At 29.5% G+C, this 14,218-nt stretch carries 14 protein-coding genes and 2 tRNA genes; 12 read left to right on the forward strand and 4 right to left on the reverse strand.

Annotation, left to right across the window (positions count from 1 at the left end; all coding sequences use genetic code 11):
* Window positions 1–50: 50 nt before the first annotated feature.
* Entirely contained in the window at window positions 51–416 is a 366-nt protein-coding gene (gene mscL / locus MOO46_RS01200) for a large conductance mechanosensitive channel protein MscL (RefSeq protein WP_249511212.1), read from the reverse strand.
* A 139-nt stretch (window positions 417–555) separates the two neighbouring features.
* Between mscL and MOO46_RS01205 the strand changes: the two genes are divergently transcribed.
* The 4 genes from MOO46_RS01205 to MOO46_RS01220 all read left to right on the forward strand — a co-directional run bounded on the left by MOO46_RS01205 (window position 556) and on the right by MOO46_RS01220 (window position 3,622).
* On the forward strand, window positions 556–2,355 hold the full coding sequence (locus tag MOO46_RS01205; RefSeq protein ID WP_249511213.1) for a S53 family peptidase: 1,800 nt from the start codon (window positions 556–558) through the stop codon (window positions 2,353–2,355).
* A gap of 116 nt (window positions 2,356–2,471) precedes the next feature.
* On the forward strand, window positions 2,472–2,777 hold the full coding sequence (locus MOO46_RS01210; protein ID WP_249511214.1) for a transposase: 306 nt from the start codon (window positions 2,472–2,474) through the stop codon (window positions 2,775–2,777).
* A complete protein-coding gene (locus tag MOO46_RS01215; protein WP_249511215.1) occupies window positions 2,771–3,352 on the forward strand; it encodes an IS3 family transposase in 582 nt (193 codons plus the stop codon). The genes MOO46_RS01210 and MOO46_RS01215 overlap by 7 nt, the downstream gene beginning before the upstream one ends.
* 45 nt (window positions 3,353–3,397) lie before the next feature.
* Window positions 3,398–3,622 carry an IS3 family transposase gene (locus MOO46_RS01220; protein ID WP_249511210.1) on the forward strand — a complete coding sequence of 75 codons (225 nt, stop codon included), beginning with the start codon at window positions 3,398–3,400 and terminating at the stop codon, window positions 3,620–3,622.
* 62 nt (window positions 3,623–3,684) lie between these two features.
* Here MOO46_RS01220 and MOO46_RS01225 read toward each other — a convergent pair whose 3' ends face one another.
* Window positions 3,685–4,005: a hypothetical protein gene (locus MOO46_RS01225; protein WP_249511216.1), complete on the reverse strand. Its 321-nt coding sequence runs from the start codon at window positions 4,003–4,005 to the stop codon at window positions 3,685–3,687.
* A gap of 150 nt (window positions 4,006–4,155) precedes the next feature.
* On the opposite strand from MOO46_RS01225, the gene MOO46_RS01230 reads away from it, so the two are divergent.
* Window positions 4,156–6,414, forward strand: coding sequence for an ATP-binding cassette domain-containing protein (locus MOO46_RS01230; RefSeq protein ID WP_249511217.1), 2,259 nt, complete (start codon window positions 4,156–4,158; stop codon window positions 6,412–6,414).
* A 42-nt stretch (window positions 6,415–6,456) separates the two neighbouring features.
* Here MOO46_RS01230 and MOO46_RS01235 read toward each other — a convergent pair.
* Window positions 6,457–6,540, reverse strand: a tRNA-Leu gene (locus MOO46_RS01235).
* 247 nt (window positions 6,541–6,787) lie between these two features.
* Between MOO46_RS01235 and asnB the strand changes: the two genes are divergently transcribed.
* From asnB to MOO46_RS01255, 4 genes are read left to right on the forward strand one after another with little or no spacing between them, the layout of a single operon-like run.
* A complete protein-coding gene (asnB, locus tag MOO46_RS01240) occupies window positions 6,788–8,671 on the forward strand; it encodes an asparagine synthase (glutamine-hydrolyzing) (protein ID WP_249511218.1) in 1,884 nt (627 codons plus the stop codon).
* Between the two features lie 26 nt (window positions 8,672–8,697).
* The gene (locus MOO46_RS01245) at window positions 8,698–10,239 is read left to right on the forward strand and encodes a UDP-N-acetylmuramoyl-L-alanyl-D-glutamate--2,6-diaminopimelate ligase (RefSeq protein WP_249511219.1); all 1,542 of its coding nucleotides are present in this window, start codon (window positions 8,698–8,700) and stop codon (window positions 10,237–10,239) included.
* Window positions 10,232–11,482, forward strand: a complete 1,251-nt coding sequence (locus MOO46_RS01250; protein ID WP_249511220.1) for a carboxylate--amine ligase — start codon at window positions 10,232–10,234, stop codon at window positions 11,480–11,482. The genes MOO46_RS01245 and MOO46_RS01250 overlap by 8 nt, the downstream gene beginning before the upstream one ends.
* 11 nt (window positions 11,483–11,493) lie before the next feature.
* Window positions 11,494–12,204, forward strand: a complete 711-nt coding sequence (locus MOO46_RS01255) for an aspartate/glutamate racemase family protein (protein ID WP_249511221.1) — start codon at window positions 11,494–11,496, stop codon at window positions 12,202–12,204.
* Between the two features lie 34 nt (window positions 12,205–12,238).
* On the opposite strand, the gene MOO46_RS07925 is transcribed toward MOO46_RS01255, so the two are convergent.
* Window positions 12,239–12,580, reverse strand: coding sequence for a DUF1516 family protein (locus MOO46_RS07925; protein ID WP_396121407.1), 342 nt, complete (start codon window positions 12,578–12,580; stop codon window positions 12,239–12,241).
* Window positions 12,581–12,687: 107 nt separating this feature from the next.
* On the opposite strand from MOO46_RS07925, the gene MOO46_RS01260 reads away from it, so the two are divergent.
* From MOO46_RS01260 to MOO46_RS01270, 3 genes are all read left to right on the forward strand, one after another.
* Window positions 12,688–13,611 (forward strand): L-lactate dehydrogenase, encoded by a 924-nt coding sequence (locus MOO46_RS01260; RefSeq protein ID WP_249511222.1) that lies wholly within the window; start codon window positions 12,688–12,690, stop codon window positions 13,609–13,611.
* 89 nt (window positions 13,612–13,700) lie between these two features.
* Window positions 13,701–13,916 (forward strand): DUF2187 domain-containing protein, encoded by a 216-nt coding sequence (locus tag MOO46_RS01265; protein WP_249511223.1) that lies wholly within the window; start codon window positions 13,701–13,703, stop codon window positions 13,914–13,916.
* Between the two features lie 47 nt (window positions 13,917–13,963).
* Window positions 13,964–14,034, forward strand: a tRNA-Gly gene (locus MOO46_RS01270).
* The last annotated feature ends 184 nt before the right edge of the window (window positions 14,035–14,218 follow it).

Here is a 14,218-nt window from a genome sequence, read left to right on the forward strand (position 1 = left end):
ATATAAGCACAAAAAAATACCTTGAATAAATTATCAAGGTATTAATCCAATTATTTATTTTCATTTTTTAATAGATCACGAATTTCACTAAGTAATACATCTGTTTTACTATCTTTAGCTGTTGTATCACGTTTAGTCAACTTGTTGAATGCTCTTACCATTAAGAAAATAATAAATGCAATAATGATAAAGTTTATGATTGCTTCAATGAATGAACCTACTTTAAATTGGGCACTTCCAACAGAGAAAACCAATCCAGATAAATTAATTTGTCCCAAGAATAAACCTAAGAATGGATTAATCAGGTCAGTAGTAAGAGATTTAACGATTGCTGTAAAAGCAGAACCGATGATAACACCAACAGCTAAATCAACTACACTACCTCTGGAAAGGAATGCTTTAAAATCTTTAAACATATAAATAACACCTCTCTATACAAATCTTAGTTATTATTATGATAACATAAAATTAATTAAATATAATTATAAATGTTATACTAACCATATATTAAGCAATATAAATAATTGATAAAGTACATTGAAGGGTGATTTTTGGATGAATAGAAAAAGTAAAATTATTTTTGTATTATTTTTGGTGATTTTTCTTATTTGTTTACAAAATAATTTTTTCGTAACAAATGTAAGTGCTAAAGAAACATTAAAGTCTACAAAAATTAGTGATAATAATCATAATTTATCTACGACTAAAAATATGGATTTTTTAGTCGTAATGAAACCCAGACATAATGATGAACTAAGTAAATTTGTTTTAAAGTCAAACAATAAAAAATTCATTTCACCTGATGCTTTCAGCAAAAAATATGGTCAAAGTGGATATAAGATTAATAATATAATAAAATACTTAAAAAAATATCATTTATCTACAAAATTATACAAAGGGAACATTGTGTTGAATGTCTCTGGTAGTATGCAAAATATAAAGAAGGCACTTCATTTTGAATCAAAAAATGTACATAAAGATGGAGTTGATATAACAGCTCCTAATCATAAATTGTCTTTACCAAAACGTTATAACAAATATATTATTGATATCATTGGATTTAACAATTATGATAATATCAACAAGAAAGTTAATAACATTGATACTAATAAACCAGAACAATTAAAAAAGGGTGGACCTGATAAATTCATTAATCAATATAATATATCGCCCTTATATAAAGATTATTCTAAAAATTCTTCTATTGGAATAATTTCTTTTGGCAGTTTTAATAAATCTGATGTTAGTCATTTTTGGTCAAAAATGAAAGTTCCAAGTTCAAATAATCGTATTTATATTCATAAGCAAAAAAATAGTAAGATGATTAACAATAGTGATGAAACAGCAATGGATTTAGAACAAGCAGGAACAATCGCACCAAAATCTAAAATAAACGTTTATTTATCATCACCCACAGTTTTTGGGATGTTAAATAGTTTATCTGAATCAATTAGCGATAATAAGTCAGATACACTTTCATTAAGTTGGGGAATTAGTGAAGCAGAAATTCAAAAAGAAATTAAATTAGGCATTTTGAGCAAACATTATAATAAAATTATTAACTTGATTTTGGAACAAGCTGCTGCTCAAGGTATTAGCTTTTTTAATGCATCGGGTGATAATGGAGCATATGACGGAATTTCTTCAGGAATAACTAAACTAACTGTTGAAACGCCATCTTCATCTCCATACGTGACGTCAGTTGGTGCTACAAGTTTGCCAATTAATTATCGAGTTAACAATCAACAAATATCTATTGATAAAGAAAGAGCATGGTCTAATGACTTTTTGTATCCTTACTTTAATCTTTTAAAAATATATAATGAAAATAGCTCAATTTTTATTCCTAGTTATTTTGCTGGATCAGGTGGTGGATTTAGTGAGATGAATTCATTACCTAGTTATCAAAAAAATGTTAAGGGTGTCGGTACTTTTAATGCCAAAGACTATTGGAATATGAATAGTGGTTATGCTCAACAATATAGTACTCCTCAAACTGTCACTGGTAGAAAAACAGGAAGAAATTTGCCTGATATTGTGGCTAATGGAGATCCGCAAACTGGTTATTTAGTTTATAATAACGGTAAATGGAACATTGATGGGGGTACCAGTATTGTTACTCCACAAATTGCTGGTGTTAATTCTTTAATGATTTCCAAATCACATCATCGCATGGGACTTTGGAATCCTAAAATATACGATTATGCTAAGACTAGTAAAACGCCTTTTAAATCTATTAATGATAAAGATAATAACAGTAATTTGTACTATACAGGACAGTCAAATACTATTTACAATCAAGCAACCGGTTTAGGAACGGCCGATTATTATAAATTATTTAAACTAATGAAATAAAAAAGCAATGACAATTAGGAACTGAATTTATAATATTGAACAGATAAATAAAAGCACTTTCGATAAAAGTATTATTTTAATTTGGTAAAATAATATAATTCGGAGGTGTTTTTTGTATGACTAATAATAAATATTCATATGAAACTAAACTAGAAGCCGTTCGGCTTCTTAATGAAGGTGTTCCTGGTAGAAAGATTTGTAAAATACTTGGTTTAAAGAGTGACGGCTTAATTTATACATGGCGGAAATATGTAAGAAATGGTGATTATTATCGTTTGAATCAAAAGCCTGGCAAAAAATATAAATATAATAAAGGCAATTTAGAAATACCTAGTGACGTCAGAAAAGATATGGAAATTAAACAAATGAAGGAAGAACTTGAAGTTATAAAAAAATATTTAATTATGGAAGGGCTGTGGTAAATCAAGCTACTATTAAATTAATCGATACTTTCACATCCAAAATACCTTTAGTTAGGATTTGTCATTATCTCAATATATCTAGAAGTACCTATTACTATCATAAAACACATGCAGCTCATTTTAATTTAAGTCAGATTGAACAGGAGATTCAACAACTATGTATAAAAACAAAGTTTTTATATGGTTATCGTAAAATTTATGCACTAATTAATAAGCACTTAAAATGCAGTGTTAGTAAAGTTCAAAGGATTATGGCTAAATACAATTGGGGGTGTCGTATTAAACGTAAAAGATCTCATCGACCTGGTAATCCGTTCAAACAATTTGATAATATAATCAATCGTGATTGGAACATTAGTTTACCAAATCGTAAATTAACCACTGATATCACTTATATTCCTTGCGGAAATAAAATGTTGTACCTCTCTACAATTATGGATAGTTTTAATTCGGAAATTATTGCTCATAAAATTTCTAATCATCCAAATACCCAATTGGCATTAGATACACTAAATCAATTAGGCTATTTAAGTGGTGCTATCATTCATAGTGATCAGGGTTCTACTTATACTTAGCGTGAATTTTTTGAATTAGCACGCAAAAAAGGCGCCATCAGAAGTATGTCCCGTAAAGGGACGCCAGCTGATAACGCCATCATTGAATCATTTCACTCCAACCTAAAGACTGAAATGATATACACACAAGCTAAACCTAAAGGTTTAGCAGATACTATTAAGTGTGTGAATAATTATATCAAATTTTTGAATAATAAACGAATTTTAACAAAATTAAGCAACCAATCACCTGTAGAGTACAGGAAATCAGTTGCCCAATTAAATAATTAGAAAGCTGCTTTTATTTATTTGTTCAAAATAATAGTTGCAGTTCCTAATTGTCATTGCTTTTTTCATTGTTCATTTATTTTTTTCAACATAGATTCTGCAATTGCCCATCTTCTGGCTTTTTTACGAAGTTCCATATTAGTAATCTTATTTACAGTCATTTTTTCAAATGCAGCACTATAATCAATTGAAACCGTGTCTGCAGGAATCTTAATCGGTTCTAACATTCTAGTTTTGAAAGCTTTTTTAGAATCTTCCATTGCATCTTTGATTGATTCCATAGTTTCATCGTAGTTATGTGAAATTAAACTTTTAGCAAAATTTAATTCTGATCCTTTGTATGAACTATAAATGAACATTACTAAGTTAAGTGTTTTTTCTTTCATTTTTTACATCTTCTTTCAAAAAAATTTACTTATTAGTTAAATTATAGCTTAAATATTGGTATATTTGCAATTTATAAATAGTTATTATTACTATTGGAGCATATAATTTTGTTACTATTAATTATATCAGTAATAAGGAGGAACTTTTTTATGTTAGATAGAGACTTTATAGATGTTAAAGATGCTTATCAAAATAATTTAAAAAATTTAGACATTAAAATTCGAAAACATAAAATTACAGTTTTTACGGGATTATCAGGTTCTGGTAAATCTTCATTGGTATTTGATACAATTGCCGCTGAATCTAGAAGGGAACTTAACGAAACATTTCCTAGTTTTACTCAACAATATTTACCTAAATATGGGGTGCCTGATGTTGGACAGATTAATAATTTACCAGTTGCAATAGTTATTCAACAAAAAAAGGTGGGTAAAAATCCTAGATCAACTTTAGCAACATACACTGGCATCTATTCTTTGATTCGTTTGTTATTTGCCAGGGATGGTGAACCCTGGGTTGGATATTCTGATACATTTTCTTTTAATTTACCGCAAGGAATGTGTGATAAATGTAACGGTCTTGGTTATATCGATAATATTAATCCTGATAAAATCATTGACTACAATAAGTCATTAAATGAAGGAGCAATTACTTTTACTAGTTTTGGTCCTGGAACATGGCGTTGGAATCGTTATGGACATACGGGTCTTTTTAATAATGATAAAAAAATTAAAGATTATGATGAACATGAATTATATATGTTACTTTATGCACCACAACAACATTTAAAAAATGCACCTAAAATATGGCGTAGTTCAATTCTTTACGAAGGTGTTGTTCCCCGTATTAAGCGTTCAATTATTGAAAGTAGAGAAGGACAACACCATAAAAAGGCAATTGCAGAAATTGTTAATCGCACTGTTTGCGATAAATGTGGTGGTAGTAAATTAAGACCAGAAGTTCTAAAATGTAAAATTAATAATTATAATATTGCCGATATTTTAAAAATGGACTTAATTCACGTGGTTAAATTTTTATCTGAAATAAAGACACCACTGGTTCAAAATTTACTAAGAGAATTAACAACCAAGATCAATTCGCTGATTGATTTAGGACTAGGTTATTTAACTTTAGATAGGAGTACTGATACTTTATCTGGTGGTGAAACTCAAAGAATTAAAATTGCCAAATATATGAATAGTTCTTTATCTGATATGGTTTATATTTTAGATGAACCTAGTGTGGGTTTACATCCAGTTGACATAAAACTAATTATTAATGCCTTAAAAAAATTAAAAGATAAGGGAAATACTATTCTAGTAGTTGAGCATAATCCAGAGTTGATCCCGGTTGCTGATTATGTTGTAGAAATAGGTCCAAAACCTGGTGCTGATGGTGGAAATATAACATTTCAAGGAACTTATAATGATTTGTTAAACAGTGATACACTTACTGGTAAATTAATAAAAGAACCACTTAAATTTAATCAAACCAAATCATTTGATAAGAAACTCTCTTTAAAAAATGTTAATATTCATAATTTAAAAAATGTTGATGTTCAAATTCCGATGAATGCTGAAACTGTTATTTCTGGAGTTGCTGGATCTGGAAAAAGTTCTTTGATTACAGCAGTAAAAAGTAAGCTAAAAAATGGTTATATTGATTTATCACAAGATTCAGTCGGAGTAAATATTCGTTCAACCTCAGCTACTTATTTAGACATATTAAATGAAATTAGAAAGATTTTCGGTAATTCTAACAATGTATCTAGACAACTATTTAGTTACAATGGTAAAGGTAAATGTCCTCTATGTAAGGGGCGCGGCGTTCAAATTACCAATATGTCTTTTATGGATCCTGTAATTCAAACTTGTGAGAAATGTCATGGAAAAAGATACAGTGATGAAGCTTTGCAATATAAATATAATGGCAAAGACATTAGTGAAGTTCTATCAATGTCGATTTCAGATGCTATTATTTTTTTCAAAGATCATAAAATTATTTATGATAAATTAATTAATATGCAAAAGGTTGGTTTAGATTACTTATCTTTGGGACAATCTTTAGATACTTTATCTGGTGGAGAAGTACAAAGATTAAAATTAGCGGTTCAGTTAAATCAAACTGGAACTGTTTATTTACTAGATGAACCTACTGCAGGTTTGCATATGAATGATGTACAAAATATGAATAATTTGTTTGCCGATTTAGTGAAAAAAGGAAATACAGTTATTATTGTAGAACATAATTTATCCGTAATTAGTAAGGCTGATTGGATGATTGATGTTGGTCCGAATGCTGGTAGATATGGTGGTGAAATATTATATTGCGGAACTCCAGAAAATTCTCTATCTAATCTAAAATCTGTTACCGGTCAAGCAATGGCAAATTATAATAAACTAAGATAAAACAAAAGCACTAGAATAAATATTATCTAGTGCTTTTTATTATGCCCTAAAAGGGATTCGAACCCATACTTGGAAGTCCAAACAACGACCTGAACGTTGCGCGTCTGCCAATTCCGCCATTAGGGCATTTATTTCCAATTATATACCTTTTAATACAATTTATTAAGTTAAAATCAAGAATATTATTCTTTACAGACTGCTATATACGTTTATACTTAATAATAGTTTGTGTACTAAATATTATTAAACAAGAAATTTTATGATTTGTGGTCTATATGACTGAACTTTTGGTACAATATTATTAGTAACAAATTAAAAATAAAATAACCTATAAAAAAATTAATTATGTTTAATGAAAAGGGGAAAAATCGACATGTGTGGATTTTGTGGATATGTAAATCAAAAAGACGTTCCTAGCGATACTATCAGTAAAATGGCTGATCGAATTAAGCATCGTGGTCCCGATGATGAACAATATTTTCAAGATGAAAATGTATCAATGGGATTTAGAAGATTATCAATTATTGATTTAGCTCATGGTGGCCAACCTTTATTTAGTAAAGATCAAAAAAAAGTTTTAACTTTTAATGGTGAAATTTACAACTATAAAGAAATTAGGAAAGAATTACAAGATCAAGGATACGAATTTGAAACTGATGTTGATTCAGAAGTTTTAATTCGTGGTTATGAAGCTTGGGGTTCTGGATTATTGAAAAAGCTTCGTGGAATGTATGCTTTTGTTATTTATGACAAAGCTAAAAATGAAGTTTTTGGTGCCCGTGATCATTTTGGTATCAAACCATTATATTATTATGATGATGGGGATGCTTTTATGTATGGATCTGAAATAAAATCATTTTTAAGTAATCCAGCGTTTAATAAGCAATTAAATATTAGCTTGTTACCAATCCATTTAAGTTTTGAGTTTATTCCATCAGAAGAAACTATGTTTAAAAATGTATATAAAGTAATGCCTGGTACATACTTTATTCACCATATTGATAGCAAAAAAACAGAAACTCATCGTTACTATCAATTTAATTATGACCACATCGATAATTCACAAAATGTTGAAGAAGATGCTAAAAAGATTGAAGGACTTGTAAAGGATTCTGTTAAAGCACATATGGTTGCTGATGTTGAAGTTGGCAGCTTCTTATCTAGTGGTGTAGATTCTAGTTATGTATTAAATGAGGCATCTAAATTAAAACCTATCAAATCATTTTCTTTAGGTTTTGATAATTCAAAATATAGTGAACTTTCCTGGTCTACTGATTTTGCTAATCAAATTGGTCAAGAAAATACACCAATTAAAATTACTGATGAAGACTACTTTGATTTCTTGCCAACAATGATGTATTACATGGATGAACCTCTTTCTAATCCATCTGCTATCCAATTATTCTACTTAGCTAAAGGAACTAGAAAACAAGTTAAAGTTGCATTATCTGGTGAAGGTGCTGATGAATTCTTTGGTGGATATAACACTTATCTTGAAGCTAAGCCATTTGAAAGATATCAAAAATATGTACCTGGATTTATCAGAAATACATTAGCTAAAATGGTTACTAAAATGCCAAGATTCCATGGACGTCGTTTCTTAATTCGTGGAGCTCAACCTCTAAGTGAACGTTATTATCGTGTAAATTATGTCTTTAATTATGATGATAGAAATCGTTTATTAAAGGATCAAAGTTTGAATCGAGATTCAGGTGCTTACTCAAAACATATTTTTGATGAAGTTAAAGATAAAGACGAAATGACTCAAATGCAATATTTTGATATTAATACTTGGCTTCCATTTGATATTTTGCAAAAGGCTGATCGTATGAGTATGGCTAATTCATTAGAAGTTAGAACTCCTTTAGTTGATAAAGAGGTTGCTGAATTTGCATCTACTATGCCAATTAAAACTCGTATAAATAATGAGGGAACTAAGATTTCACTTAGAAAAGCTGCTGAGAATGCATTACCTGAAAAGGTTGCAATGAAAGAAAAACTTGGCTTCCCATCTCCAATTGCTTCATGGATTAGAGAACCAAAATTCCATAAACGAATTGTTCGTGCATTTACTTCAGATGTAGCTCAAAAATTCTTTAATACAGATGAATTAATGAGAATCCTAAAAGAACATGATGAGGGTAAGTCTAGTATGCAAAAGATTATGACACCTTACTTGTTTATCTTATGGTATGAAGTTTACTTCCCAGAAGATACTGATGCAGATACAATTAACAAAGTAGAATTACAAGCTTAAATTTTGATGTTAGGAAATGAATTTTAATGTCACTTGGAATTAATGAAATAAAAATAATTTTATCTGAACATAACTTATTGAAAAAAATTGTTATTGGAGATCATGATACCTTTCATGATGTAACTTATGACTCTAGAAATGTTAAAAAAAATGCATTATTCTTCTGCAAGGGAAACTTTAAAACACAATATTTAAGTATGGCTAAAGATTCAGGAGCGTCTGGATATGTTTCTGAAAAGCAATATGATGAGGGGAATGGATTAACCCAAATTATTGTTACTGATGTACAAAAAGCAATGTCTATTATAGGTGCTGCTTTTTATGGCTATCCTGAAAATAATTTATTTATTATTGCTTATACCGGTACTAAAGGTAAAACAACATCATCTTATTTTGCTAAAAGCATTTTAGACTATACTACTAATAAAAAAACGGCTTTGTTATCAACAATTGATACTATTTTAGGAAATCAATCTGATCAAAAATTTAAATCTCATTTAACAACTCCTGAATCTTTAGATATTTTCAAATATATGAAAACAGCTGTTGATAATGGGATGACTCATATGGTGATGGAAGTATCTTCCCAAGCATATAAAAAAAATCGGGTTTATGGATTAAAATATAATATTGGATTATTTTTAAATATATCCCCTGATCATATTGGACCAAATGAACATCCAACTTTTGCTGACTATCTACATTGTAAGGAGCAGTTGTTAGTTAATTCAGATACTTGTATTATTAATGCAGATACTGACCACTTTTCAGATGTTTATAATGCGGCAAAAGCAACGACTGAACCTGAAAATATTTATCTTTTTAGTGACCATGACAAAAAGTTATTGGATAATCGTCACCCAGACTTTATCTTTGATAGTGTTGCTGACACGATTAATGATAATAAAATAAAATTATTACCAAATAATGAAAAAGTTGCAAAAATGAATTTATCAGGTGAATATCGAATTGCAGTTGCAGGAGACTACAATGAATCAAATGCAACATCAGCTATAATTGCTACTGCGTTAGCTGGAGCTGATGCTCAAGATGTCAAAAATGGTCTAGAAAAAGTTTTCGTTCCTGGTAGAATGGAATCTTATAATGCAAACCAAAACGGTTTCGTTTATGTTGATTATGCCCATAACTATGCAAGCATGCATGCCTTGCTAAGCTTTTTGAAAAAGGGTAATCCAAATGGAAAAGTCATTGTAGTTGTAGGAAGTCCTGGAAATAAGGGCGAGGACCGTAGGAAAGGTTTTGGGATGGCACTAACTGAAAATGCTGATGAGGCATTTCTTACTACCGATGATCCTGCCTTTGAAAATCCTGAGGATATTATTGAAGAAATTGATTCATACATCGATCACAGTAAAGTTGATGTGCATGTCCAATTAGATCGTCGGATGGCAATTAAGCAAGCAATTTTGTCAGGAAATAGCAATTCCATTATAGTGATAGCTGGTAAGGGACGCGATCCTTACCAAAAAATCAACGGTGTTGATACTCCTTACGAAACTGACTCCGTTGTAGTTAAAAATGTTTTGAAAGGGTTAGAAAATGAGTAATAATACATCTGATTTTACAGTAGTACTTTTAGGTAGTGATTTTAATGCTTATGGGATGGCCAGATCTCTCTATGAAAAATATGGTCAACCAGTTAAAGCATATGCTGAAAAAGCATTAGCACCTACCAGATATACTAAAATTGTTGATTTATCTTTAATTGATGGTTTTAGTGAAGATCCAAAATGGATTGAAGAAATGCTTAAATTAAAGCAAGAATATGCTAAACATCCAGAACCAGTTATTTTGATTGGTTGTGGTGATGGTTATGCTGAGTTAATATCGAAGCATAAAGATGAATTGAATGATATTTTTGTTTGTCCATATGTTGACTACACATTAATTAAGAAACTAAATAGTAAAGAAAACTTTTATCAAGAATGTGAAAAATACGGTTTACCTTATCCTAAAACAAAAATTATTAGTAAAAAAGATTACGAAAGTAATGATGATATTGAACAACCTTTTGGTTATCCGGTAGCTTTAAAACCTACTAATAGTGTTGAATGGTTAGATATTCATTTTGAAGGTCGTAAAAAAGCCTTTATTATTAAATCTGAAGAGGAATTTAAAGATATTGTTGGTAAAATTTATGATAATGGCTACACATCTGATTTGATTTTACAAGACTTTATTCCTGGTGATGATAGTAATATGAGAACTTTAAATGCATATGTTGATAAGCACCATGAAGTCAAAATGATGTGTTTAGGTCATCCGTTACTAGAAGATCCTTCACCATCTTCAATTGGAAACTATGTAGCCATTTTACCTGAATACAATGAAAAATTATATTCAATGGTTAAAGCCTTTTTAGAAAAAATTAATTTTACAGGTTATGCTAATTTTGATATGAAATATGATATCAGGGATAATTCGTTTAAATTATTTGAAATCAATTTAAGACAAGGTAGAAGTAGTTTCTTTGTTAGTTTAAATGGCTACAATCTTGCCGATTGGGCTGTTCAAGATTATGCTTTTGATAGCTTAAAAGATAAAGAAACCGTCTATGCTAACAAGGATAAATCTAAATACTGGTTATGGCTAGGTGTTGGTAAAGAAGTATTCAAAAAGTATGCCAAGGATAACTCAGATAAAGATTATGCTTTAGAACTTATCAATAAAGGACAATTTGGTACGACTTTTTGGTACGATAAAGATCGTAACTTTAAGCGTTGGATGTTAGTAACTTGGATGAAGCATATTTACGCTAAAAATTTCCAAACATATTTTAAAAATAAATAGGATATGATTTTATGAGAAAGTTTTTTTCGATTATTGGCGGAATGGGGACTGAAGCAACTGAAAGTTACATTCATGTTTTGAATCAAAGAACACCAGCTCATTCTGATCAAGAATATTTAAATTATATATTAGTAAATCATTCAACAATACCTGATCGAACTGAATATATTTTAGATAATTCAAAACCTAATCCATTGATACCTTTGCTGGAAGATATTAAGCAACAAAGTCAGCTCAATCCGGAATTCTTTGTAATTCCTTGTAATACTGCTCACTATTTCTACAATCAGTTACAAGCTGCTACTAATATTCCCATTTTACACATGCCTAAAGAAGCAGTGAAAGAAATTAGTAATGTTTATCCTAATGCAAAAAAAGTAGGATTGATAGCAACTCGTGGTACTATTTATGATGGTATTTATGATGTGGAAATCAATAAAAGTAATTATGATTTGGTAAAACCAACCAAGCATATTGAAGATGAAACGATGGAACTGATTTATAAGTATATTAAAGAACAAAATAAAGTAAATGTTAGTTTATATCATCATATCTTGGAAGAAATGGTTAATGAGCTAAATTGTGATGTTGTTATACTTGGATGTACTGAACTTTCAGTTGCTCAAGAAAGGGCTGCTGATCATAACTATCCAGTAATAGATGCTCAATCAGTATTAGTTGATCGGACTATTGATAATGCTTTAAACAATCGTAAATTATAAAAATAGCGATACTTTCAAAATTAAGAAAGTATCGCTATTTTAATACAATGATTAAATTAAAAATTATTAAAGCTAAAATGCTTATTATTAATAGAGTTACATTGATGTTTTTTAGACTGCTTCGTTGTTTATTAGAATAATTTATTTCGACCATAATTGACGAACTTACTATTAGTAGGACTGTAATTAATGCTTCAATATTATTATTATGAAAAACTCTAAATGCTAAAATAATGTTGAACATAAAAAGTAAAATATAAGTTATTCGAGTATAAATTAGCCACTGAATAATTCTCTTAGCCGATAGTCTTGTTAGCCCAATTATGATATTAAGTATGTAGATACCTAATATTATATATACGATCGATACTAGCATAAAATAGCGCCTCCTTTTTTATAATTTTACCATAAGACCTTTGAATTATTGCAGTTTCAAAAAGTTAATGTTAGTATAATAAAAAAATAAAAAAGAAGTGGTTTGTTTTGACAAGAAAAATTGGTGTTATTGGGATGGGTCATGTTGGATCAACTGTGGCTCACTATATTGTAGCAAATGGATTTGCTGATGATTTAGTATTAATTGATAAAAATGAAAGTAAAGTTAAAGCTGATGCATTAGATTTTGAAGATGCAATGCCTAATTTACCATTTCACACTAACATTTTTATTAATGACTATTCTTTATTAAAAGATGCTGATGTTATTATTTCTGCTTTAGGTAATATTGATTTAATTAAACAGGCAAATGGTAATGACCGTTTTGCTGAACTATCAAATAATGTGAAAGCTGTTAAAGAAGTTGCCCCTAAAATTAAAAATAGTGGATTTAATGGTTTAATTGTTGCAATTACTAATCCAGTTGATGTTATTACATCTATTTACCAACAAGAAACTGATTTGCCAAAAGAACATGTCATTGGAACTGGAACACTACTCGATTCTGCCAGAATGAAACGCGCTGTTGCAGCTAAATTAGATATTGATTCTAGATCAGTTAAAGGTTACAACTTAGGTGAACATGGTAATTCACAATTTACTGCTTGGTCGACAGTTGAAGTCTTTGATGAACCAATTACTAAATTGGCTAAAGAAAATGGCTTGGACTTAGCAAATTTAGATAAAGATGCTAGAGATGGTGGATTCACAGTTTTCCAAGGTAAATTTTATACTAATTATGGCGTTGCTACTGCTGCTGTTAAATTAGCTAACGTCATTATGTCAGATTCTAAAACAGAATTAGTAGTTTCTAATTATCGCAAAGAATATGGTGTTTATTTATCTTATCCCGCTATCGTTGGCAGAAATGGGATTGAAAAACAAATTAATTTGGATTTAACTAAAGAAGAATTGGAAAAATTACAGTATTCAGCTGATTTTATTAATCAAAAATTTGAAGAAAATAAATAATTAATATTTATGGAAAAATATGCTTGCTATTGCATTACTTGTTTGATAATATCAATAACACAAAATTATTAATCAAGAGGTGAATGTATATGGCTGAACTAAAAATTGGAGATTATATTGCTGCTCCACGTTTTGGCTATTTAAAACATGATTTTTCTGGAACTATTGATAAAATTTATGAAAACTCAGTAATGGTACTAATTAATGAACATCATCAAGATGATGACATAGTAGTTAATGAATATAACCAAAGAGCAATTGTAAGTAAAAAGCAAGCAAAACTAATTAAAAAACAAACCACTTAATTATCAATGCACAATTTTGCAACGTATGATATAATTAGTTTATATCTGCGGGTATAGTTTAGTGGTAAAATATAAGCTTCCCAAGCTTAAGTCGCGGGTCCGATTCCCGTTACCCGCTTAGTGTTTATCACTTTTTAAGTAGATATTAGTATTCAGCGATAAAAGATTAGTAAGTATGTATTAATATTTAGCGACTTTGGAAATGGTGTAAGCCGAAGGTTATGCATATTGAATTCGTACTTTTTAGAATATTTTATAATAAAATAAGCGGATATTTTATATCAATTAGAGTGGTACCGCGG

This window comes from Apilactobacillus apisilvae (assembly GCF_023380225.1).
Classification (GTDB): Bacteria; Bacillota; Bacilli; order Lactobacillales; family Lactobacillaceae; genus Apilactobacillus; species Apilactobacillus apisilvae.